Origin of the sequence: Candidatus Tisiphia endosymbiont of Dioctria linearis, assembly GCF_964026545.1 — a bacterium.
Taxonomy (GTDB): domain Bacteria; phylum Pseudomonadota; class Alphaproteobacteria; order Rickettsiales; family Rickettsiaceae; genus Tisiphia.
The window spans coordinates 184,169-208,414 of the sequence record NZ_OZ032156.1 but is presented as its reverse complement, the minus strand read 5'-3'; the positions used below and the strand labels follow the sequence as shown (position 1 = coordinate 208,414).

At 33.8% G+C, this 24,246-nt stretch carries 20 protein-coding genes and 2 tRNA genes; 18 read left to right on the top strand and 4 right to left on the bottom strand.

Features of this window, described 5'->3' with window-relative positions:
* Positions 1–158: 158 nt before the first annotated feature.
* Positions 159–2,012, bottom strand: coding sequence for an AAA family ATPase (locus AAGD42_RS01015; protein WP_341752931.1), 1,854 nt, complete (start codon positions 2,010–2,012; stop codon positions 159–161).
* A gap of 157 nt (positions 2,013–2,169) precedes the next feature.
* Here AAGD42_RS01015 and AAGD42_RS07085 point away from each other — a divergent pair, with 157 nt between their 5' ends.
* From AAGD42_RS07085 to murA, 4 genes are all read left to right on the top strand, one after another.
* Entirely contained in the window at positions 2,170–2,466 is a 297-nt protein-coding gene (locus tag AAGD42_RS07085) for a transposase (RefSeq protein WP_410521048.1), read from the top strand.
* Between the two features lie 228 nt (positions 2,467–2,694).
* Entirely contained in the window at positions 2,695–4,737 is a 2,043-nt protein-coding gene (locus AAGD42_RS01010) for a ComEC/Rec2 family competence protein (RefSeq protein ID WP_341752930.1), read from the top strand.
* A gap of 224 nt (positions 4,738–4,961) precedes the next feature.
* A complete protein-coding gene (locus AAGD42_RS01005; RefSeq protein WP_341752929.1) occupies positions 4,962–5,819 on the top strand; it encodes a hypothetical protein in 858 nt (285 codons plus the stop codon).
* A 199-nt stretch (positions 5,820–6,018) separates the two neighbouring features.
* The gene (gene murA / locus AAGD42_RS01000) at positions 6,019–7,293 is read left to right on the top strand and encodes a UDP-N-acetylglucosamine 1-carboxyvinyltransferase (RefSeq protein ID WP_341752928.1); all 1,275 of its coding nucleotides are present in this window, start codon (positions 6,019–6,021) and stop codon (positions 7,291–7,293) included.
* A 419-nt stretch (positions 7,294–7,712) separates the two neighbouring features.
* Here the strand turns inward: murA and AAGD42_RS00995 are convergent, their stop codons facing one another.
* Both AAGD42_RS00995 and AAGD42_RS00990 read right to left on the bottom strand, forming a co-directional pair.
* A complete protein-coding gene (locus AAGD42_RS00995) occupies positions 7,713–9,983 on the bottom strand; it encodes a hypothetical protein (protein WP_341752927.1) in 2,271 nt (756 codons plus the stop codon).
* A 180-nt stretch (positions 9,984–10,163) separates the two neighbouring features.
* The gene (locus tag AAGD42_RS00990) at positions 10,164–11,201 is read right to left on the bottom strand and encodes a hypothetical protein (RefSeq protein ID WP_341752926.1); all 1,038 of its coding nucleotides are present in this window, start codon (positions 11,199–11,201) and stop codon (positions 10,164–10,166) included.
* 573 nt (positions 11,202–11,774) lie between these two features.
* Between AAGD42_RS00990 and AAGD42_RS00985 the strand changes: the two genes are divergently transcribed.
* The 4 genes from AAGD42_RS00985 to AAGD42_RS00965 all read left to right on the top strand — a co-directional run bounded on the left by AAGD42_RS00985 (position 11,775) and on the right by AAGD42_RS00965 (position 17,901).
* A tRNA-Arg gene (locus AAGD42_RS00985) sits at positions 11,775–11,851 on the top strand.
* A gap of 918 nt (positions 11,852–12,769) precedes the next feature.
* Positions 12,770–14,281 (top strand): leucyl aminopeptidase, encoded by a 1,512-nt coding sequence (locus AAGD42_RS00980; protein ID WP_341752925.1) that lies wholly within the window; start codon positions 12,770–12,772, stop codon positions 14,279–14,281.
* Positions 14,271–15,077, top strand: coding sequence for a division plane positioning ATPase MipZ (locus AAGD42_RS00975; protein WP_250311781.1), 807 nt, complete (start codon positions 14,271–14,273; stop codon positions 15,075–15,077). Before AAGD42_RS00980 ends, AAGD42_RS00975 begins: the two co-directional genes overlap by 11 nt.
* A 544-nt stretch (positions 15,078–15,621) precedes the next feature.
* Positions 15,622–17,901, top strand: coding sequence for a Sca4 family protein (locus AAGD42_RS00965; RefSeq protein WP_341752924.1), 2,280 nt, complete (start codon positions 15,622–15,624; stop codon positions 17,899–17,901).
* A gap of 355 nt (positions 17,902–18,256) precedes the next feature.
* Here AAGD42_RS00965 and AAGD42_RS00960 read toward each other — a convergent pair whose 3' ends face one another.
* Entirely contained in the window at positions 18,257–19,021 is a 765-nt protein-coding gene (locus AAGD42_RS00960; RefSeq protein WP_341752923.1) for an SDR family oxidoreductase, read from the bottom strand.
* A 259-nt stretch (positions 19,022–19,280) separates the two neighbouring features.
* Between AAGD42_RS00960 and AAGD42_RS00955 the strand changes: the two genes are divergently transcribed.
* The 10 genes from AAGD42_RS00955 (at position 19,281) to AAGD42_RS00905 (ending at position 24,082) form a co-directional block, all read left to right on the top strand.
* Positions 19,281–19,622 carry a TfoX/Sxy family protein gene (locus AAGD42_RS00955; protein ID WP_341752922.1) on the top strand — a complete coding sequence of 114 codons (342 nt, stop codon included), beginning with the start codon at positions 19,281–19,283 and terminating at the stop codon, positions 19,620–19,622.
* A gap of 457 nt (positions 19,623–20,079) precedes the next feature.
* On the top strand, positions 20,080–20,238 hold the full coding sequence (locus tag AAGD42_RS00945; protein WP_341752920.1) for a hypothetical protein: 159 nt from the start codon (positions 20,080–20,082) through the stop codon (positions 20,236–20,238).
* Positions 20,239–20,266: 28 nt separating this feature from the next.
* The gene (locus tag AAGD42_RS00940; protein WP_341752919.1) at positions 20,267–20,998 is read left to right on the top strand and encodes an ABC transporter substrate-binding protein; all 732 of its coding nucleotides are present in this window, start codon (positions 20,267–20,269) and stop codon (positions 20,996–20,998) included.
* Positions 20,986–21,468, top strand: a complete 483-nt coding sequence (locus AAGD42_RS00935; protein ID WP_341752918.1) for a flavin reductase family protein — start codon at positions 20,986–20,988, stop codon at positions 21,466–21,468. Before AAGD42_RS00940 ends, AAGD42_RS00935 begins: the two co-directional genes overlap by 13 nt.
* A complete protein-coding gene (gene dapB, locus AAGD42_RS00930) occupies positions 21,465–22,211 on the top strand; it encodes a 4-hydroxy-tetrahydrodipicolinate reductase (RefSeq protein ID WP_341752917.1) in 747 nt (248 codons plus the stop codon). The genes AAGD42_RS00935 and dapB overlap by 4 nt, the downstream gene beginning before the upstream one ends.
* A gap of 206 nt (positions 22,212–22,417) precedes the next feature.
* Entirely contained in the window at positions 22,418–22,711 is a 294-nt protein-coding gene (gene rpmB / locus AAGD42_RS00925; RefSeq protein ID WP_341752916.1) for a 50S ribosomal protein L28, read from the top strand.
* On the top strand, positions 22,708–22,935 hold the full coding sequence (rpmE, locus tag AAGD42_RS00920) for a 50S ribosomal protein L31 (RefSeq protein WP_341750292.1): 228 nt from the start codon (positions 22,708–22,710) through the stop codon (positions 22,933–22,935). Before rpmB ends, rpmE begins: the two co-directional genes overlap by 4 nt.
* Positions 22,936–23,023: 88 nt before the next feature.
* Positions 23,024–23,100 (top strand) — tRNA-Met (locus tag AAGD42_RS00915).
* A gap of 189 nt (positions 23,101–23,289) precedes the next feature.
* Positions 23,290–23,433: a palindromic element RPE1 domain-containing protein gene (locus tag AAGD42_RS00910; RefSeq protein ID WP_341752915.1), complete on the top strand. Its 144-nt coding sequence runs from the start codon at positions 23,290–23,292 to the stop codon at positions 23,431–23,433.
* A 232-nt stretch (positions 23,434–23,665) separates the two neighbouring features.
* Entirely contained in the window at positions 23,666–24,082 is a 417-nt protein-coding gene (locus AAGD42_RS00905; protein WP_341752914.1) for a nucleoside triphosphate pyrophosphohydrolase, read from the top strand.
* Positions 24,083–24,246: the final 164 nt, after the last annotated feature.

Here is a 24,246-nt window from a genome sequence, read left to right as displayed (position 1 = left end):
ATAGGACTGCTATCAGAAATTATCTTTTTTACTTTTTTTATAAAAACAAATAATTAGTTGATTATCTAATAAGTTAATTTATGGGGTCTGTAAGATCAAATCTTGACTTCTACAGCTAATGTGTTTGCTAAAAATTTATACCTATATATCTGCATCCTTTAGGAAATCGTATCTATTTGGTATTCTAGTGCCACTTCCTTGCCACAAAAAGCCATAGCAATTTTGATGATTTTCTGAACATGTGAGTGTTCTTTTATTTTAGCCTCATATTTTTTTCTCACGATTTGATCTAACCCTTCTTTGGCAACAGATTCTAAAATATCAGGAGATTTACATATTTTATATTCAATGATAATAGCATTGTCACTTTTACCTATCTTGGGTAGTAGCACAATATCAGCCCTACCGCTACCGGTTTCTCTTTCACTGTCTATTATATAGCCAAGAGATAACGTGTTAATCAAACCTAGCATAAAACCACTATAAAATAGCTCGGCTTTTTTCTCGCCAGTTTGATGAAAACTAGTAGCGTTTAGTAATAATTCTTGTAATTTTTCTTTAAATTCTTCTATTTTACCTACCGGCAACAAACTAGCAAACGAATAGTATCTAGAACTATCTATCTGTAACTTACTACTCACCCATTGTAATAGCCTGGTTTCATATATATATTCTACTTCCTTATTAGGCACTGATAATTCGTAGATATCTTTTGCAGGTTCGATAGCTGTTGGGTTTAAATAACCACTGAATAATAACAAACTAAATAACCCACTTCGTGTATTAATATCGCTGAAACTGATTTGTTTGGTAATAGTGGAGATAATACTATTACCGGCAGCTAAGTTTTGTAAATCTTCCTGCATCTCATCTGATAACAATGTTTTATCAATAAGCGAAGTACCACCACTATCAAGCCAATAATGATTAAGCTTGCCCTCATTAGATAAACACTGCATAATTGACCAGGGATTGTAGATGATTTCTCCACCAAAGCTGTAACCATTATACCAATATTTAACTTCTTCTGCTTCAGTATTGAGTGGTACTTTAGTTAATAAATCATCAACCTCTGCTTGAGTAAAGCCATAAAATTTGGCAAATTTTTTATCAAGTAAAGTATACTCACTAACATTATTTAAATCCGAAAATAAATTAGCTTTAGCAACCCGTAATATACCAGTTATTATGCCTTTCTCTAAGTAAGGATTGCTCTTTAGGCTACTGCCAAACATTCCGCGGAATAGCTCAAGTACTTGTTCAAACTCATCTGGCTTATTACCAAACTTAATGTACGAACTATTGATCGGCGTGTCGTATTCATCGATCAATATGTAAACTTTTTGACCAAAATGTTTGTACAGTACTTCACTCAAAACACGTAAACTATCTTTTAAGTCATTTTTTTCAAGTTTCCCATCAAAATATCTCCTTAGTTTTTCTTTTTGGGCATTATTTAATAGTTCTGTATCTTCTGTTACATGATGATTTAAGTAATGATGACTTGCAAATAATTCTATAATTTGATCCTTAATACTTAGTTCTATTTCCTGATAACTACTGCCTTTCACATCTTTAAGATTGAGCAAAATTACCGGAAATTGACCCTGACGTTTCATGCTACTTGCATCACTCGCAATTTTCAAAGGTTTTAGCTCTTTAATTTCGTCAAATCCTAAATCTACTGTACCACCAGTAAATAGCTTGTTATTTACTCTACCTTCTTCAGCTAAAGGCATACCTCTCTTATCCACTTCTATTTCAAAAAATTTCTGGAGCATGTTCATATTCAAACTCTTACCCCAACGCCTTGGTCTAGTAATTAGGATAACCTTACCATTGTCCTCTAGTAATTCTTGAATCATTAGACTTTTATCAACAAATACATCACTATTAACAACCAAGTCATAGAACTCATCCGTACCTACTAGCATTCTTGGCAGCTTATTTTTACCTTGAATGGTACTAATATCTTTAACTGTTGTATTAAGATCAGAAAGTTTAAAAGTCATATTATTATATTATATTGGATTTAAGAAAGTGTACCATAAATAAGCTAACTGCACCAGCAATTATCTTTTGAGTCCTTAACTATTAACCTAAAGCTATTCTTGAAAAAGACTGATGATAACCTATATAAGTTCCTAGGCTCTGTGAACAAAATTTTAATTGTTTAAATTTTGTTCACAGAGCCTAGTAGTTTGTGACGGTGCATCTGCCCATAAGATAAGCAAGGAAGCATTACCAAGCAATATGCAATTAACATTTCTACCGCCATATAGTCCGCAGTTGAACCCTCAAGAGAATATATGGGATGATATGAGGGAGAAATTTTTTTACAACGTTGTTTTCAGCTCAATGAACGGAGTAGATTCTATCTTGATTGATGCTTGCAATCATTACGAAAATAACCCATCGGTCTTAAAACCAATTGCTACACGGTCGCTCACGCCCGCACAGCAATAGTCATTATTATGGCTATTGCTGAATACCCCCTTAAAGTCAGTATAAATCATTATTTACATTGACTTCAATATCTATTATACCATACTTTTAACTTACAATTGCTTATTGGCTTAAGTCTTCTTGCTAATAGACGTCTTGTACTTTAACTTTTTTCCGTGAACGCTCACAGATTTCTTGCGTCGCATCTAATAGTAGACTATTTTAAAAATAACTCTATTATTAGATGTAATGATCCTAGGAAATTATAAGTTAACTCTTAATTTTTTCACAAGCATTTTAGAACAAGAATATCACCATCTCAGTCTTTGGTATTTTGTTAGTTTCATTTGTGGTATTGGTACTTATTTTACCTTAAGTAAGGAACCTTCTTTTATATCTATTCTAACTATTTTCACAATTTCCTTATCGCTACTAATTTTAAGAAACAATATATTTGGGCGATTTATTTCGGGAATAATTATTGCATTTTTTTGTGGTATGCTAGTTGGTAAATATCACGTATCAAATTTACATGTTGGTACTATTAACAATCCAATAATCTCAAGAGTAAGTGGTATCGTAGAATCGATGAAACCAACTACTCATGGTATGCAGGTTATATTATATCAAGTAAAAATTCAAAAACTTAAACAAGTTTTACAAAAAGTCAGAATAAGTATGCCGGCAAAATATGCCCAAAAAATTAATATTAACGATAATATTAGCCTAGTGGCAAGGCTTTATAAACCACAAAGCAGTATTCTGCCGGGTGGTTATGATTTTGGCTTTTATGCATATTTAGCGGATATTAATGCTACTGGCTATGCACTGTCCCCCCTTAAAATTATAGCACATAGTGATCTCTACACTAATAGTTTTGTCTATAAAATTAAAAAAAATATTTACAACCGCCTGATCCAAATACTTGGTTCTATAAAAGGTAATTTCGCCGCTGCGATATTACTAGGTGAAAGCAAAGCCATCGATCGAAAATTAATGAAAGAAATGAGACAAAGCGGTATATCCCATATACTTTGCGTCTCCGGCTTACATTTATCATTGGTAGCAATGCTGTTTTTCATATCCACCAGATTCTTGTTAAATTTATCAAACTATATTGCTTATAATTATGATATAAAGTTAATTGCAGCAATTTGTTCTTTAATAGGAAGCTATGGTTATTTGCAACTAAGCGGTATGCAAATTGCTGCCACCAGAGCCTTCATTATGACAGCAATCTTTATTTATGCGGTTATGATAGGACGCAAGCCATACCCTCTAAGGTCATTAGCAATTGCGGCGTTCATCATATTATCAATGAATCCAGAATATATATTTCACCCCAGCTTCCAATTGTCTTTTGTCGCAGTATTATCACTAACTGCTGGTTATGAATTTTACATAAGGAATCAATGGATCTTAGGTGAAAGTAAGGGCATCTTTTCTTCAATAAATTTTTATATTGCCTCTAATATTTATTCAAGCTTCCTTGCCAGTATAGTTACTGCTCCCGTTGTAATAAACCAATTTTATACATTTCCTACTTATTCTATTCCGATGAATCTTATTGCTATACCAATAATGTCTTTCTTTTTGATTCCATTATCTATTATCTCCGTATTTTTAATGATCTTTGGTATAGACCAGTATTGTCTAAAATTAATAGGTTTTTTCATTAATATAATTATTGAAGCGGTGAAATTTACTAACACGTTACCATTATCAGTATGGTATTTTGGCTATATAAGCAAAGTTAGCTTAATTACTTTCTTATTTGGCTTTTTATGGCTTTGTTTGTGGAGAACTAAATGGCATTTTCTTGGTCTAATTATAATTATTATATCGGTAATTTTAATGCTGAATTCTCCCAAACCTAATGTCATATTTGATATAAATTTAAATGCTGTTGGTATAAAAAATAACAATGGTGAACTTGACATTTATGCCAATGAAATGCCAGAATTTAAACGTTTATATTGGGCTAACTGGTTTGGTCAAAAGGATGCTAAAATATTTCCCTTAAAATTCCCCTTAGAAAAAAATATTTTTACTTCCCATGGATACACAATTTTGATAGATTCTAGTTTGATAGATTTGAAACAAGTTGCTTCGAATGAAATATGTAAAAATGTCGATATATATATTAATCTGCTAGGTAACAACCAATGTAAAGGCAATAAGATTACTGTTAGTAGAGAATTTTTAAAAGAATTTGAAGTAATAATGATATTTTGTAATCAGCATCAATGTATCATTGAAACCAATAGTAACAAAAGGTTTGGTTTTAGGTAAAAATATATAGTACCCTACATAAGAGTCATTGCGAGACCATGTAAGTAGGTCGTGCAATCTATTGTTTTTGGATTGCTTCGTCGGCTACGCCTTCTCGCAATGACGTTTGGGTTGCATTCCTGTCATTACGAGGATTACACAAACCTCAGGCGTCATTGCGAGACCATGTAATGGTCGAAGCAATCCATTACTCAAGCTAAATAACATTAATTAAAGATATTTTTATGCCATTAGAAAAATTTAAATCAGATATAGCTGATATTGTTGGTGAATCAAAGGAAGGATTTGTAGAGGAAGTAAATCGCTTAAAAAGTCTGCTCAATTTTAGCTTTGATTCGCGATATGGTTCTGAACTTGCCAAAGCTGTAAAAAAGATGGGCATAGAACAAGAAACAGTAATACAGGTATCTTTGGATGATGATACCGCAAATGTACTGTCACCAACTGAAAAAGATATTGGACAAAATTTTGGTGAGTTTAAAGGCAATATTGGTACCACTATCAATGCTCATGGCGAACTTGCTAAAGGATATGCTGCTGAATATGCTCAAGGACAACCTCATTTAGATAAATTTGGTCAGCAAGCTAAACAAATGAATGTGTTGATAGATAGATTACCACATAATTCCTTGCAGGAAGCAACTGAACAAATTGAAACCATTGCAACTATAGGGGCTGGTACAGACAAAATATATTCGAAATTACAATCTTCCCCAAATGATCTAAAGCATACTATACATCCAGAACATATTATAACTATCAATAAGTTAGGGGCAGGACTTAGGAAATATATTGAATCATTTGTTAAATCACCTGAAGAACAAAAAGAAGCTTTTATGCAAAATGGGGTTGATACGATTCAAGCTATTGATAAAGCTAATAAAACTGATGGATTGCAAAATAGTAAGACTGCATTAGAAAAAATATTAAGCAAATTTCACAGTACAGAAACAGCTGGTTCTAAATTATATCACCGTCTAATAAAAGTTCTAAAGAAAGATGATATATCTTTAAGCAACACTATTAAACCCGACACCACCCCTTCTAACATACAGCACTCTAATAGAGATAAGGGACGGTAGGATCCATTTCTAACCATTTTTTGGATTGCATCAATGCTACTAAAGTAGCTCCTCGCAATGACGGTGTGCGGATAAGTTCTATAACTTTTTTATTTAACTAATGCAGATTGCTATGCCGTTTTAAACCTGATTGACTTCTACCCCTGAATTCGATATAACTTGTTATATTGAATTTTAGGCTACTATATAAGGGATTCCTATGGACAGTTTAATAATTAAAGGTGGTATCCCCCTTGAAGGTAATATTAGCATTAGCGGAGCTAAAAATGCGGCATTACCGATTATGACAGCTGCATTGCTTACGGATAACCTTAGCATTAATAATATTCCAAAGCTTACCGATATTCTCACAATGAAGAAATTACTTGAGAATTTAGGCAGTGTTGTCACGGTAACTGATCATCAAGATTACTTGAGTATGGATATCGATAGTAGCAATATTAATAATTTTACTGCCCCATATGATATAGTACGTAAAATGCGTGCTTCTATTTGGGTTCTTGGATCATTACTCTCTAGATTCTCTAAAGCTAAAGTTTCCTTACCTGGAGGATGTGCTATAGGGGCTCGACAAGTAGATTTACATATAGCAGCATTGCAAGCTATGGGAGCAGATATTGATGTTGATCATGGCTATATTAATGCTAAAATCACAGGCAGATTGAAAGCTGTACATTTTGTTTTTAAACAAATATCTGTTGGGGCAACAATTAACGCCATAATGGCAGCTACTTTGGCTGAAGGAGAAACGATATTATCTAACTGTGCTAGAGAACCAGAAATTGTTGATCTATGCCATTGCCTTAACAAAATGGGGGCAGAAATAAATGGAATTGGTACAAGTGAAATAACAATTATTGGTAAATCTTATTTAAAACATACCAACTATTCGATCATGCCGGATCGTATTGAAGCTGGTACTTACATGATGGCTGCTGCCATTACTAAAGGAAATTTAAATATTTATGGAATTAACAGCAATATTGTTGAAAATATAGTATTAAAACTCATTGAAGCTGGCATAAAAGTTGAATCCATTGATAATGGTTTAAGAGTTTCTTATGTAGATAAATTAAATCCTGTGGATATCCATACAAGCCCATATCCAGGTTTTTCAACAGATTTTCAATCTCAGTTTATGAGTCTTATGACTCTTTGTAACGGTTCTTCTACAATCACGGAAACTATTTTTGAAAACCGGTTTATGCATGTTCCTGAATTATGCCGAATGGGTGCAAATATAACAATTAAAGGAAATAGTGCTATAATACACGGTGTACCTTTTTTAACGGGAGCTGAAGTTATGGCAAGTGACCTCAGAGCATCGGTATCTCTAGTATTAGCTGGGCTTGCCGCCAATGATACAACAAAAATACATCGAATCTACCACTTAGACCGTGGATACCAAACATTGGAAAAAAAACTAATCAATTGTGGGGCAAATATAGTACGAGTTACAGGAGATAGTGTTTGAAAAATCGTGAGCATTCACGGTTTTTTTGCTATTTTCTTATGATGAATAAAAAATCTGCTTGCCAAGTATCATTGAGAGAAGCCAGTTTGCAATACATCGTCATTATGAGGAACCGCTTTGCGGTGATGCAGCAATAAAAGTTGATTAGAAATTGCTTCGTCGGCTATGCCTCCTCGCAATAACAGCACGATGGGTGCTTATTCGGCACTAATTCAGGTTAATTGACTATAAGACAATATCCCTAGGCTCTGTGAACAAAATTTAAATTACTAGATTTCGACTCTTTTTAGCTGCAAATTATAAGATTTTTTTGAAATAGAACTAACTATTCCGGCAAAAATCTTATTAATTTTCGCTTAAAAATACTCAAAATCTAAACAATTAAAATTTTGTCAACAGAACCTAGGTAAGTATATTGTTCAGCGTTGATTTTCTATAGCTTTAGCTTTATTTCTTACTGTTGTTATTTTTTGCACCTTTTTATCATTAGCATCCATAACAATATGCTTTATGGTATGCTTAATTGTTATATCTTTGAAATCCATCTCTTTAAGGTCAATCTCAGGAAATAATTTTTGTTTTTGTTCTTGTTTTTTTGTTGTAATTTTAGCAATGTCACTTTTTGGAAATACTGTTTCATCAAAATTTTGGGGACTAATTCTCTTAAGAGCAGTTAATTGTTTATCTGTGATATTCTTAATATCTACAGTCTTGTTATCATTAAAAACACCCAATCTATTTGCAGCTTCGTTAATGTTATCAGTTGCTAGGAGCTTTGATATTCTCTCTTTAAGAATGCTATTAGTGACTTGATGAGCAACAAGTTTCTCATTAATCTCCATACTTCCTGTCTTTAACTCCTCTGCCGCAAATTCATTGCTTTTACTTTCATGAGCTACCATTAAATTTACAGCAATTTTATCTAATGTTTTCTTAGCAATAGTAAAAATTTTATCCTTTCCTTCATTTTTGCCACTAAATGCGATATTATCAGCTATATATTTTGTAATTTTCTGGCGATTAACATTTAAATATTGCGGATCCAAACTTGATAACGATGAATGTAGTATAGAAAAAATTTTCTCTTTTTCTTTTGGTTTTAATGATACTCTTGGTTTTCCTTCTTTCTGTGTTACACTGTTAATAACGTCTACTAATATATCTGTAGCAAAAGATTTACTATCTCTTGAGCTATTCCCCTCTTTAGTAAGTTCATCAAACCGTGCTTTACTTGTAACTTTACTCTGAGCTATTTCTGTCAATCTTTCTTTAGGAAACATAATTTCATCAAATCGTTTTGGATTAAACTTCCTAATGTCTACTATTTTTTCTGTTGTACGTTCAGATGGTTCACTAGATTTTATTTTTTTTACTAGTTCAGATTCCGGATTAAAGATTGTTGTTAAAAACTGCGATAACTTTTCTGCTATCTGTGAATCTTTCAACTGATGGTTATAAATTCCTTCATTAATCTTCTTAGCAGCAAATTTATCACTTTTAGCACCGTCAAGTCTTTTTATGTCATCTGCATATTTAGTTAATATTTTATCACTAACAGTAATGTTATTGCTAAATAAGCTCTTACTCGCATCTTTTTTAATATTTTTTGCAATAGTTTTGGCAATAGCTTGCTCTTCAGTTTTTAAATAGTCGACGTCAAGTTGTGATAATTTATCAGATAATTTCACAATAATTTTGTTTTGTTGTGAATAGTCTAATTTTCGTTTTCCTCCTTCTTCAACTAGTTTAATAGCTTTATGTATTATATGCGTACTTAATACCATCTCTTTAACATTATCTGAAACCCCTAGTCCTGTAGATTTCTCTACCTCTACACTATTATTGACCTGGGCTTCTCTTGCAAGCTTAAATTCTTTTTCAAAATTCGTTGGCGCTATATCTCTAAACCATTGCCATTGTTCTCCTGTAATATTGGCGGCTTGTTCTGCAGTTAATTGTATCTTATCATCTTGCAGCGATGGTTCTGTACCTAAAATAACTCTCATTTCATCAACTGTAACTGCATTATTTTGTATAAAATTTGATAATGTTTCTGCTAACTCAGTAACATTAGTCATTTCTGGATTAATTTCTAGAGGAAATTGTTCTTTACTGGCAGTTGATTTTTCTACAACAGCCTCTTCTACTACTTCAGCTACTTTTGACAATATTTCTTGTTGCTCACTAAATTGCTTATTAATATTATCAGCAGAGATGTTTGTAACTTCTTGCGGTACTTGCTCTGTTATATCTTGTCGTTGTACTTGTTGTGTTACGTCTTGCTGCTCTTGTTGTACTATATTTTGCGATAGAATATTTTTTTCTGGCTGCTGAATATCCTCATCCATAGAAACATATCCTTCGTCTTCCAACTGTTGGCGTTGCTCCATCTCAAAACTGTGCTGTTGAACTTTTTCAGTCTCTACATTTATAGATTTAACTTCATCTGGTATTTCTTGAAACAAATTTCTATTAAATCCTACTGGGTTAAATCTTATTAATCCCTTGAGTTGCTCGGCAGTAATATGTTCAACTTGTTTGTCAGTTAAGCTTAGCGATTTTGCATTACCAGTAATTTTATTCTCTTCAGATAACCTCAGTACTGCACTTACATCATTAAGAGAAATCTGGTTCTCTTGTATAAATGTTGATAATCTCAGAGCCAACTCATCTTTCTTTGCATTAAGCAAAGGATTAATTTTTTCTTCAATAAATTGGTTATTTCGTTCAGCATATTTTTCAGTTATTTTCTGAGCTATTTTTTTAACTTTATCCCTAGCAATGTGACCTTCCTTTCTTAATTCAGAGAGAGCCGTTTTACCTTGTTTTATCTCATGGGTAATATTTGTTATAATAGCTGTTTTATTCTCCTACAGAAATTGTGGATCAAATTTATCTAGTACCTGAGATAAATTCTTCTTAATTTTCTCTGCAGTTGCATTAGAAATCTTTAGCTTTAATTGTTTTATAGATTCATCTATTGTACTACTTACCATTTCTTTAGCTGCTTGCCAGTCTTTTGTTTTTTGCTCACCAATATCCAAAGCAACTTTTTGTGAGTTATCCTGTTGAGGCATAGATTTTTGGGGAACGAGCTGTCTACCCTTCTCCAGAGAAGTGTTCTCAGCCTTTCCATTCTCACTCTCTAATTCCTTGATAAAAGCATCAACCGATTTAATAGCTGCACTTGAAATCTCCTCTTGGTCAAGTTGAGAAAGTTTGTCATCCCTATCTATCAATTGACCATTTTTTACTTTTAAGGATGTATCTCCTTGCCGAACAAAATTTTTAAACTGCTGTAGTTTTTCAGCAGAAAAGTTTTGCTTATCTTGGTTAAGAATTTCCATAGTTCTAGCAACAACTTTATCTGCATATTCACCCTTGGTAAGCTTCTGTCCTTGTAATTTTAGCAAAGCCTCTTTAGTAGCTTCCATAGGAATTTTATATTCCTCTCTATCTAACCCAAAATTTGTTAGTTTACCAGCGAAAGCACTACGCTCTTCAAGTGGCAAAACAAAACCTTTTAAGGCACCTTCAGTCTTTGCAACTTTAAGTTTAAGTTTATCTAATTCTTGATCAGTGCTTATAAATTTAGAGCATAATTCTGAATTTAAGGCAATAGTATCAACAAATTGTTGTATTTTGTCATCTGATAGACTTGTACGAAAATTTTCTGCTCCCAAACTTTCTATTACACTCATAGATGCTTCATTAAACTGTAATATCTCGTCAGCATAAATCTTCACATTAAAAGTTTCTTTATACTTACCTAACCTACCTATCAAAGCATCTATATCTTTAATTTTTTCCGCAGCCACTCGTGATACCTTATTAGGTACAACCATACTCTCATTATCTGAACCATAAGCTGAATCTAAACTAACATCATCACCATCTTTTTTAGACATACTATCCTCTTAAGCATCTTAAATTTTATTAGTGAGTAAACGTAAGTATTGGCACTTACGTCCCTCATTAGATATAATGTTGTCTTCAAATTTCAAAGCCACTGTCAACCTATCAACATAATTAAAGATTAAATCACAAAAATATTATTACCTCAAGAATAATCGTACTTTAGGTTCTTATATCTTGAAAATGTGATATAAGAGCCTAGGAGGTTACCTGCGAAACTAAAGTAATTCTGTGCTTGCTCGCCCCTTATTTTCAAGCCCAATTCCCCAAATCATTAGAATATAGTTTTTGTTGGAGCAGTTTAGAGAAATTCAAGCTATTCTCTTAAAAATTAGCTGACATTTGAAAGTTTAAAATTCGTTAGCACTTCCTAAGTTTTTATAGTATAATGTAGTTAGATGATAGATGTATGCTCTTCTGCTTTGAAGAATTGTTTTCGCAAAACTTTGGGGCATTTGTGTTCTTACTTAGGTTTACTAAGCTGTTCTCGTTCACCCCTTGTTTTATGACATAATTTTTTAAACTATTCGAGTATATTTTTTATTTGAGGTATATCAACAAATTAAGCATTCGTAGCTCAGCTGGATAGAGCGTTGCCCTCCGAAGGCAGAGGTCGTTGGTTCGAATCCAATCGAGTGCACCATTCTTTGATTTTGGTACATTTTACGAACATATTAAACGGTGGACGTAGCTTAAAGTCTAGGAGGCTGCCTACGATAACTAATTAATTATATTTTGAGCTATTTTTCGGCGAGAATAGATATGATTTTTGCAGGAATAGTGTACCTATTTCAAAAAAATCATGTTTATTCGCAGCCAAAAAGAGCCAAATATAGAATCACTTTAGTTATTGCAGACAGCCTCCTATATCTGAAAACAATATCATTATAGAATAAAATTTGACTAGCACTAAGTATAAATTTAAAAAAATATAATAATTTTTTAAATATTTTATATAGCTAACTCGAGAAGGTTTTAGTCATAGTAAACTAACATCATTACGAGGAAGACTGCATAAGCGTCAGTTCAAGAAAACAATAATTGAGAAACCGTCATTGCGAGGAGACCGCAGGGCGACGAAGCAATCCAGAAAAGTGATTAAAAATGGATTGCCACGCCACCTACGGTGGCTCGCAATGACGACTTTACTAGCTTTTCGCCTTCTTACAATGACGAATTATAGGCACATGCATCTATAAATAGACCTCTTGCATAACCTAAAGATAATTGAGGAATTTTTAGGAAAAACGAAGTCGAGTACCGCAGCGTACTAAGATGTACGTGAGGAACGGAGACGAGTTTTGACAACAAAATTCCTCAATTATCTTTAGGTTATGCAAGAGGTCTAATATAAAATTAATCACTTTTTCACTTAGTGGAAGAAAATTTTATAGTATACTCAAATAATCACTTATATTAACTATAGTGTCAATTGATGAGAAGTTGGTAACGTCGTCACTCCTGCTACCTAATTCTCCTGAATTGATTATATAGGATTTTTTATACTTGCAAAGTAAACATACATCAATAGAATTAGACCATTAAATTATAAGAGGGATTTATGCTCAATAACATTAACTTCATCAGTAAGGAATTATCAAATAATCAAGCAACTATAGTGTTTATTAGTGAACAGCTGAAATTAGACAGTAATTTATTACTACTTGATCAACAACATCATGGTTTAATTTCTAAAACTATTCAAAATAAATTACTATTTACTGGAAAATTTGGACAAATTAAAATTGTTAATTCTATCGCTAAAGATGGAGAAATAAAATATTTAATTATGGTTGGCACTGGTGATGAAACAAAATTAACAACCTCTTGCATTGAAGAGCTTGGAGGAAGAATCTTATCCTGTAGTACTTGCAGTAAAATTAGTACTATTGGCATAAAAATTTCTCATAATATCGGACAACATCAACCAGCTATTGTTGCTTCTCTTATAGCTAGCGGCTGTTTGCTTGCTTCATATAGATTTGATAAATACAAAACTACTCAAAGTGAAGGAGAAAAATTTGTTGTAGACTCTCTTGAGATTTCTATAGATGATCAGTCTAAAGCAGAGGAATTGTTTAATGATAAAAGATCATTAGCTGAGGCAGTATTTTTTGCCAGAGATATGATAAATGAACCAGCCAATATAAAAAATCCTCAATCTTACTCTGAAAAAATATTAGAACATCTTGAACCGCTAGGAGTTGAAATTATCATTATCGGTGAAAGAGAAATGAAAAATCTTGGTATGGGAGCTTTACTTGGTGTTGGACAAGGTTCACAAAATGAATCCAAACTTGTAGTAATGCAATATAATGGCTTGGATGATGATACCCCACCTGTCGCTTTTGTTGGTAAAGGGGTTACTTTTGATAGTGGTGGGATTTCTATTAAACCAGCAGCCAATATGGGAGATATGAAATATGATATGGCCGGTTCAGCTGCAGTAGTTGGAGTAATCATGGCTTTGGCTAGTCGTAATGCACAAGTTAATGTGGTCGGGGTTGTTGGTCTTGTAGAAAATATGCCTTCAGGCAATGCTCAACGACCAGGAGATGTGGTAACCACTATGTCCAAAAAAACAGTGGTGGTGGATAATACTGATGCAGAAGGTCGGTTAGTCTTGGCTGATGCAATTTGGTATACTCAAGAAAAGTTTAAGCCTCAATGTGTAATCGATCTGGCTACCCTTACTGGAGCTATTGTTGTCGCTCTTGGTAAAACTTATGCTGGGTGCTTTACCAATAATGATGAATTAGCTGGTAAGCTAATAGATGTTGGCAATAAAGTTAATGAAAAATTATGGCGTATGCCTCTAAATAAAGATTTTGATGAGATGATAAAGTCAGACATTGCTGATCTTGCTAATATTGGTAACGTCCCTGGAGCAGCTGGTAGTTGTACAGCAGCTCAGTTTATAGGGAATTTTATTAAAGAAGGTATGGTTTGGGCACATCTTGATATTGCCGGTGTTGCCTATAATAAAAAAGGCAATCCCCTTGGTCCTAAAGGAGCAGTAGGTTATGGTGTAAGACTTCTTAATCAATTTATTCAAGATCACTATGAAAAATAATCAAACAAATCGTATTTTTGTACTTGGGGCTGAAAAAGGTGGAGCTGGTAAAAGTACCTGCTCTATGCATCTAATTACCGGTTTATTGTATAATGGTTATACGGTGGCTAGTATTGATACTGATTCACGTCAGGGGTCTTTAACAAATTATTTAAAGAACAGAGATGATTACAATTTAAAGAACCCGGACAATACGGTTAAAACTTCTCAGCATTTTCATTTGACTGAAAGTCAAGAACAAGTCGTTGCACTTAAAGAAGAGGATGAAAGAACTAGGTTTGAACAGATAATTGAACAGACAAAAAATGCTGATTATCTAGTAATCGATACACCAGGAAGCTACTCTTTCTTATCTAGATTAGCTCATTCTTATGCTGATACGGTAATTACCCCAATTAACGACAGTTTTCTTGATTTTGATGTATTAGCCAAAGTTAACGCTGACAATTTGTCAATTATTGCCCCATCAATCTATAGTCAAATGATTTGGGAGCAAAAGATGCAGAAAGCTAATCGTAATGGCGAGACAATTAACTGGATTGTTATGCGTAATCGATTAAGCAACTTGGATGCAGTAAATAAAAGGAAAGTGGGGGCTGCTCTTGAACAATTAGCAAAAAGAATTAGCTTTAAGATTGCTCCAGGCTTTAGTGAAAGAGTAATTTTTCGGGAATTATTTTTACAAGGACTAACATTACTTGACTTAACAACAGCTAATCATGGTAAAACACTTAGTATATCTCATGTAGCTGCTCGTCAAGAATTGCGAGATTTTTTAAACTTTCTTGGTATATGAGAGTGAGCGTTCACGAAAAAACGTCATTGTGAGGAGACCGTAGCACAACTGTTGAAATAGAAGGTAAAGCGGGTTTAGATAGCTTTTCCGTCATTGCGAGCGAACGTATGTGAGCGTGGCAATCCATAAATTGTCATATGGATTGCTTCGTAGGCTAACGCCTCCTCGCAATGACGGCTTTCCAATTATTACCTTCTTAAACTAACGCCTATGCACAATGACGTTGAAAGATATTGCAAGTCTCGCAATGACGCTTGGCGAGCAGATTTTTATTATCATAAGAAAATTTGCAAGAGTCTAATGAAAAAAATAAGCAATACCGCAAAAATAATGAAAATAGCTATTAGTGGAGCATAAAAATCTGTTATATTTATAGATATAACCGAATTTGCAATATAGTCAATTCAGGGGAATTTGGCACTAGGAACGATGGAGCGACGCCTATAAGTAATAGGCGAGCATTGAGCGACGACGTCACCAATTTCCCATCAATTGACTATAGCGGGTTATATCAAATTCAGGTTAAACTAAATAGGGATAATAAATGTCAGAATTTACCAATTTGCAATATTATAAAAAAAAGGAAGCTGGAGCTAATGAAGCTGGAGAATTAGGGGGGATATATAGCAGTCAAGATAATATTCTATTTATGGTTAAAAAGGAAAATAAGCCTGAAAAAAATATATCAGAGTTTTTGGGTTCCCAAATTTTTCAAGCAACAAATCCAGAGTATGGAGCCAAAGTTTCGCTCATTGTACCTAATCATCTTACCACGAAAGTAGATCAAGAAGGAGGTCTGCAAAATGATGGTTCTGAAGTATATGTGCAATCTGAATTTTTTAAGAATTACAGTGGAGACATGTATGTTGATATGGATAACCACATGTCTAAAAAAACTAAGCCAGGCGGTTGGTTGCGAAAAGACGGAGGAAGACCGCTTTTTATGGGAACAAGAGAATTACTATCTAGTACTTTAACTAAAGCTTTTGAAGAACTGCATTATAGCGATTTTGATAAAATAGCTCCAACTAGCTTATTAATAGGCGATTTTGATATTCATACAGGTAATATAGGAGTTGTAAGAGATCCTAACAATTCTACTATTCCTCCTAGACTAGTTAGGTTAGATTTTGCTGGAAGTTTTGACCAATTAGATGATGAGATACGTCCACATTCTTGGTCTAGACATCTACCCTTACTAGGACCAACTAATCATTTTAGAGAATTTCCAAGTACCATAAAGTATAATGATTTATTTGTAAAAGGTTTACTTGATACTGCACAAATTGATTTAAACAATACTATTGACAATAGCTTCGTTGAATTATCAAAATATTATAGTGATAAAGCACTAGCAAATTGGGCAAAAATGACAATGAGCCAGAAATTTAAAAATATAGCACCAGAAAACATAAAGATTGCTGATGTTAAAGATGCTCTTAAAGAAACTATGCAAAAGAGACAACAATCATTAAAAGAATATGGGTTGCAAATTAAACTCGGTCTTTTAGTAACAAGGGGAAAAATTAATAAGCTAGAATTAAAAAAATTAGTTCAAGAACACTTCGATTATTTTAACAATATAATCGACCAAAGGAAAAGACTAGAATTGAAGAAGAAAACTGAGGGAAACTATGTTGAATATATTTTAGGTAATAAAACTCGAGAAGTACTGTTAATTAAAGAAATAGCTCAAATAGTAAAAGAACAAAAAAAAGCACTAACAAACCCTACTTTAGAAAGAACTGATCTATCTGTAGCATCTAAAAAAGCACTAGATGTTATGCATATTAATGACACGATAACAACAACTACTGAAACTCAAGCTACTGAACAGACCTCACCCTACAAAGTAGCTCCATCTGAAATAGTCCCAGCCATAGTAGCACAGAGCAAAGTAGCCACGATTGAAGTAGATTCTGTAACATTGGCTTTTAGACAAGAAATTATTGCTAAGCAACAAACAACATTAAAAAACATCCTTGCTGAAGCAAATATTACAGCAATCTCAGTGGCTAATCTTGCTGTTAATTCTCAGCAATTTAAAGAATTTGTAGAAAATAACAACGAATTAATACAAAAAACCTGGGCTAACTCTATTACAAAGAGTACTGTGACTCAAGCGATGAATGATGAAGTGCAAAGTTATGCAAAAATCCATCAGGCTAATAATTTTAAACCGTTAACTTGGAGCAATCAGCCACCAATAGACAATACAACTGATACCAGGTCAAGAGTTATTAAAGTCAAAGATGAAGAATTATTTAAATTAACAGAAACTAAGGTTAAAACCTCTACTAAAGTAATTTTAGAAGACGGAGTAACGGAAAAAGAGATTAGCAATTATCGCAATATTAATTTACCATTAACCATCAAACCATCTGGTACAGCTGTGCATCTTTCGTTTCCAATACAAAACGAGAAAGGTGAAAATATTGAGGTCTCGAAGGCACTTTATTTTACTACTCACTATAACGAGCAAGGAAAACTAGTAGAAATAACCAACCCATTATCATTAAAGTTCACTGGAGATGATAAAGGTGCTATAGGCTATATACAAAGAGGGAAGCATATTTACACTATCCCGGTGACCAAGGGTCAATATGAAGCAATGCTACAAGAAGTAGCAAAAAATAAAGGATGTAATATTAATATGTCACAAACCATTATGCCCCCTGAGGCAAGTGACGCTATAATGCATAGTGAATTAAAGCAAATTCAAAGTAAGTTAAAACGTCATGTGAGCATAAACAATGAAGTACCTAAGATAGCACCCAAAATGCTAAAGACATCATCCCAACAGCAATATTATGATAGAACTTGAAAGTAGCACGGTTAAAATTCTCCCAAAAATGATTTCAAGAATTGGATTTGAAAATGAATGTTGAACGCGTGCAGCATATACTATCAATGCGAGTGTAGGATAAGGGAAGTTCAGAAGTATAGGAATGATGAGGGTTGTAAGTAAGGAAGTGTTGAGGTATGGCTCTGTGAACAAAATTTAAATTACTAGATTTCGACTCTTTTTAGCTGCAAATTATAAGATTTTTTTGAAATAGAACTAACTATTCCGGCAAAAATCTTATTAATTTTCGCTTAAAAATACTCAAAATCTAAACAATTAAAATTTTGTTCACAGAGCCTAGACTTTCTGCATAAGTCAAAGATAGTTGTTAGTGTTACTTGCCTCCCCAGGAAACGCCACCATCAACTGTAATACATGAACCTGTAACATAGCGAGATGCTTTGTTTGAGGCAAGGTATAAAATTGCACCGTCAAGGTCATTAGGTTCTGCTATAAAATTTAGAGGTGTAAGTTCTGATATTGCTTTACGTTTTTCTTCTGTATTTAATTTGTAATCTGTAAGCGGTGTATGAAATATACCAGGTATAATACAATTAATCCGGATATGGGCTTTTGCCAACTCTCCGACTAATGCCTTTGTCATTTGGATAACAGATGCTTTAGAGGCACAATAACCAGCGATATTTTCGCTTAAACGGTTGGCTCCATTGACACTACTAATATTGATAATACTCCCATGGACTCCATGGTTTCTCATATGATTAGCAACTTTCTTGGTAACGTACCAAACTCCCAGTACATTGGTTTGCATAATAGACTCGAAATCATCTAGTTCACATGATGTAAAGATTGGTGTAGGTTTTGCAATTCCGGCATTATTAATGCAGATATCTATGAGTTCTCCTTGTTGTTTTAGCGTATTAAAGGCTCTTTGAACAGAGTTCTTATCTGCCACATCCATTTCCAGGGCAATAGCATTGCTAAGCTCAGAGGCTAAAGCTTGCAGTTTATCTAGTCTTCTACTAGCCAATATGATTCGTACCCCTACGCTAGAAAGAAGGCGAGAGGATTGCTCTCCAAGACCACTGCTTGCACTTGTAATGAGGGCTGTTTTGCCTGTTAAATTGAAAAGTTGCATTGTTTTAATCTCAATTACCAATTATACTTAAATGATACTATGCATTGGAATATAGCTAACTCGTTAAGGTTCTAGATAACTCCTTCATCTATTAGTGAGGGGCTACTTTAGTAGCGATCAAGCAATCTAAACTTATAACAACAATATCAGAACTTATTCGACTTAGCTATATAAAACAAGGGATAAGCGATTGCAGTATAGTAAAGTTCGTATAATATCTTGTGGTAATTTCTCGTACAGAACAACCGATAGGTTAATTATGAAAAGTAATGAATTTATTGAATATATTAAAGATATACTAGCCCCTTTTGGTCAAATCACTACTCGTGCAATGTTTGGTAGTTATGGCATATATAAAGATGGAGTAATAATAGGAATAGTTGCAAGAAATGAGTTGTACTTTAAAATAGATAACAAAGTAGTTGAGTATTTAAAATCTTTTGTTTCCGAACCATTTACATATAATAGCTCAAATAAGTTGATAACTATATCATATTGGAAAGTGTTACCTGAGATTTTAGAACAAGAAGAAAAGTTAGTGAATTTAGTCTCTATGGCATTTGATGCATCTATTAACTCTAATAATAAAAAGTTACTTTAGTAAGATTCAATTTAATAACACGGTGACCCAAATATAAAAATAGAACTTACACAAAAAAAGTTATTGACTCCCTTTTCTGGATGCTGACTAATAAAAAGTAAATAAACTGTATTAAATTTCCTCTAATATTTTGCTAGCTAATGCGTATAGTTCCTGTTCTATCCGTGTTACCCGAGCTAGTCTTGCCAGAGGTATAAAGTCGTGTAAAGTATCCAAGGCAATTCTTTTTTCTTGTTCTCTTGACTTAATACGATGAAGGGTTTGCATTTTATAGTCAATTGATGAGAAGTTGGTGACGTCGTCACTCGTCGCTCGCCTATTACTTATAGGCGTCGCTCCATCGTTCCTAGCCCCAACTTCCCCTGAATTGACTATATCATTAAAGATGCACCTAAAATTTACTTTCTTGATAGACCTCCCACAATAGAAGAAGAGAAAAATATCTTGATTCCTATGGATGAAGATTTATATTCCCCGCTACTACGGGCTGCCAAATGGTGTCCAAAGTAAAGTAATGCTACTTGCTCAACAACAAATATTTACTTTCTTTCATGAGGTAGTTCAGCTAATTTCAAAAAGTTTGTTGTATATGATAGTAAGAAGTGCGATAATATAGCAATAATTAACATAGTTATTTGATTTTTATGAGATTAATAAAATGCTTTTTGCTTATTATATGTTCTTTTTTAATAGTTAGTTGTGATAAACCATCTCAAGAAAAGAGCTTAATAGTTGCAACTTCTGCAGATAATCCCCCTTACGAATTTATTCAAAATGGGCAAATAGTGGGACTTGACATTGATATTATTAATGCTATAGGAGAAAAATTAGAGAAGAAAGTTATAATTAAAAATTTTGATTTTAATGGCTTACTTGCATCCTTAGCTAGTGAAAATGTTGATATAGTAATCGCTGGATTAACAGTGACTGAAGAACGTAAGAAACACATTAGCTTTTCAGCCCCTTATGTAACAACTAACGTATCAGTATTATATAGAACAGCAGATGATTTGAAAAATGTTGGAGATTTGGATAATAAAATTGTTGGTGTGCAACTTGGTACAACATGGGCGGTGATAGTTCAGGATTTAGCCAAGCAGTTTAATATTAGAACAAATTATTTGTCAAATAATTTAATGCTAGTCGAAGAATTGAAATCGAAAGTTGTAGATGTGGTAGTATTAGAGGAATCGCAATCTAAGAAATTTATTGAGAATAATCCTGATCTTGCTAGTTTTAGTTTAACAGAATTCTCATCTGAACTTGCTATCGCTATGCCAAAAGATTCTAAACTTGTTGAAAATGTTGATAAAGCTATTAGTGAATTAAAAAAAGATGGTACAATTAGTCGCATTACTAAAAAATGGCTGCAATAGTGGATTCGGAACAATTTAAACAAGCTCTTAGCACTTTGCCTACGGGCGTTACTATTATCACTACTTTATATAATAACAAGCTATTTGGTTTTACGGCAGACTCTTTTACCTCGGTTTCCTTATTACCGCCATTGGTATTGTTTTGTATTGATAAAAAATCCTTTAGTATGAGTGCTTTTACTGGTAGTGAGTATTTTGCTGTTAGTATTCTAGCTGAAAATCAAGAGAATATTTCTAGACATTTTTCTAAGTTTAATGCTGATAAATTTGCTGGTATTTCATATAATTTAGGACAAATTACTAATTGCCCTTTGATTGAAGGAGCAGTTTGCCATATTGAGTGCAACAAGTTTAGTCAATATGAAGTGGGGGATCATGTTATATTGGTTGGTAAAGTGATAAGTGCTATGGTAAAAAGTAATTTAAAACCATTGGTGCATTGTTTAAGGCAATATAGAGAGTTAAAATGATTTCTATAGGTATTTGTGGTGCTACCGGTAAAATGGGGCAGATGATAATTCAAAAAATGCATGGATTAAATAGCTGTACTCTTTCTGCTACATTTTCTAGAAAAAATAGCATAAGGGATTTTGCTGAATTTTGTCAAAATTCTGAGGTGATTATTGACTTTTCTAGTAGCGAGATATTGGACAAACTTCTTGATTATGCCATTATGTACAACAACAAATTAGTTATTGGTACTACTGGTCTGACTAACTATCAACTTGATAGTTTACATGAATTTTCCAAAAATTTGGCAATATTCTATTCAGCTAATATGAGTTTAGGGGCAAATTTACTAGCGATGCTAGCGAAAAAGGCAGCAGAAATTCTAGATAATACTTACGATATAGAGATTTTAGATTGTCACCATCGTATGAAAAAAGACGCTCCGTCTGGTACGGCGATAATGTTAGGTAAGGCTGTGGCAAAAGTTAGAAATTTAGACTTTAATAAATGTGCGATATTTGACCGTACTGTAAAAGAGCAAAGGCAAACTGGCGAAATTGGCATTGCTTCTATTAGGGGAGGGCATTTACATGGAGAACATCAGGTGTTATTTTTAGGGGATAACCAAACCCTTACTCTAAAACATCAGGGATCAAGAGAGTCCTTTGCTGATGGGGCAATTCAGGCTGCCATCTGGATATCTGATAAACCACCTGCTCTTTATTCAATGAACGATATGTTGCCATCTCTTCAAAAGTTTTAACTATAGTCAATTGAGGAGAAGTTGGTGACGTCGTCGCTCAATGCTCGCCTATTACTTATAGGCGTAGCTCCATCGCTCCTAGCACCAAATCCTCCTGAATTGACTATATTAACAAATATTTGTATTATTTACAGCTGTACATATTGACATAAAGCCCTAATAGTAGTATAATTACGTAATATTGATGAACAATTATAGGAGTCACGATGTCTCGTAGGTGTGAGCTTAGTGGGGTTGGTGTTTTACACGGTAATAAAGTGTCACACTCGCAAAGAAAAACTAGAAGACGCTTTGAGCCGAATCTAAGAGTGGTGAGGTTTGCAAGTGTTCTCACTGGGCAAGAATATAAGCTTTCGGTAAATGCTAAATGTCTACGTTCTGTTGAGAAAGTAGGTGGTTTTGATGAATATATGCTTAAAATATCAAGTGATATACTTTCCGATAAAGCACAGGTAATTAAAAGAAAGATAGCTGAAAAAAAAGTTGGTGCTGCATTATGAAAGCTGGAATACATCCAAAATATAAAAAGTTCAAAATTATCATTAGTAATGATGTTTTTGAGACAAATTCCGGTGGTCATGCAGAAGAGATTTTGATGGATGTTGATTACAGGAAACATCCAGCATGGACTAAAGAATCTGGAAATGTTGTTAACCAATCTAACAAAAATGTTAGTGACTTTAACAAAAAGTTTGCTGGGCTTAGTTTCGGTAAGAAGGTTTAAGCAAGTTTTACTTGTTCATGAAATTGAAGCATATCATTTGCTAACAAATAAAAGAACAATTTTTGAAATCAGAAGAAATTGATATTATCGTGGGGTGGAGCAGTCTGGTAGCTCGTCAGGCTCATAACCTGAAGGTCGTTGGTTCAAATCCAACCCCCGCAACCAACTGTAACGGTATTAGACATCCTGCAAAACTCGCTTATGTGTAGGGATTTGAAGGGACGCTTCACTTCGAACCACAGCGTATTCTAATGTATGTGAGGGTTTGAGCATGTACCCTACAATTTTTATTCTATAATTATAACAGCATAAAAACGTCATTGCGAGAATAGACTTCTTTCGAAACTTGCTTATGTGCAAGGATTTGTAGGAGATACTTCACTTCGAACCGCATCGTACTCTAATTTACGTGAGGAGCAGAGTACCGGTATCACGCACAAATTACCAGCAGAAGTAGAGTTTCGAAAGAAGTCTAATGTCACAACTGTCGAAAGTTAGAAGAGGAAGGGCTTTTAGACAAGAGGGGTTAAAAGTTGTATGTGGTTAACGTTTATTAGCGAGGAAGACCGTAAGTCGACGAAGCAATCCATAAAAGTAACCAAAAGATGACCTGTAAAACTGCTTCCTCTTCTAACTTTCGACAGCTGTGGGTCTCATGCCTTTTCGCAATGATGTCTGGGATATCTAAAACTTATTCGGGTTAGCTATAGGAGATGGGTATAAGAAAATTATGACGAAAAGATATTGTTTCAAAATTGATAAACTTATTCGTGATTTAGTACCAGGAATTATGCGTTCGCGTGGTGTTTCGGTATTTGAACGCAGTATGAAAGAAGATGAATATATTCAGCGTCTTAAAGATAAATTGTTGGAAGAAGCACAAGAAGTGATTGATGCAAAAACACCAGATGAAGTTTCTGAAGAACTAGCTGATTTGCTTGAAGTGATTTATGCGTTAGGCAAAGAATACAACTTATCGATGGAACAAATTGAAACAAAGCGGCTTGTTAAGAAGCAGCAAAATGGTGGTTTTGATAATCGTATTTATAGCTCTCATATAGAAATGTCCTCTGACAACAAAGATATTGGTTGTTTTTTAGCTAGACCAGAAAAACATCCTGAAATAAAACTATCTGATACGAAATAATTGTGAGCGGTCACGGTTTTTAGGTCATACGTCATTGCGAGGAGCCGCTTTGCGGCAACGCGGCAATCCAAAAATGGTTAGGAATGGATTGCTTCTTGGCTTACGCCTTCTCGCTAATAGACGTCTTGTACTTTAACTTTTTTTCCGTGAACGCTTACGGTTAA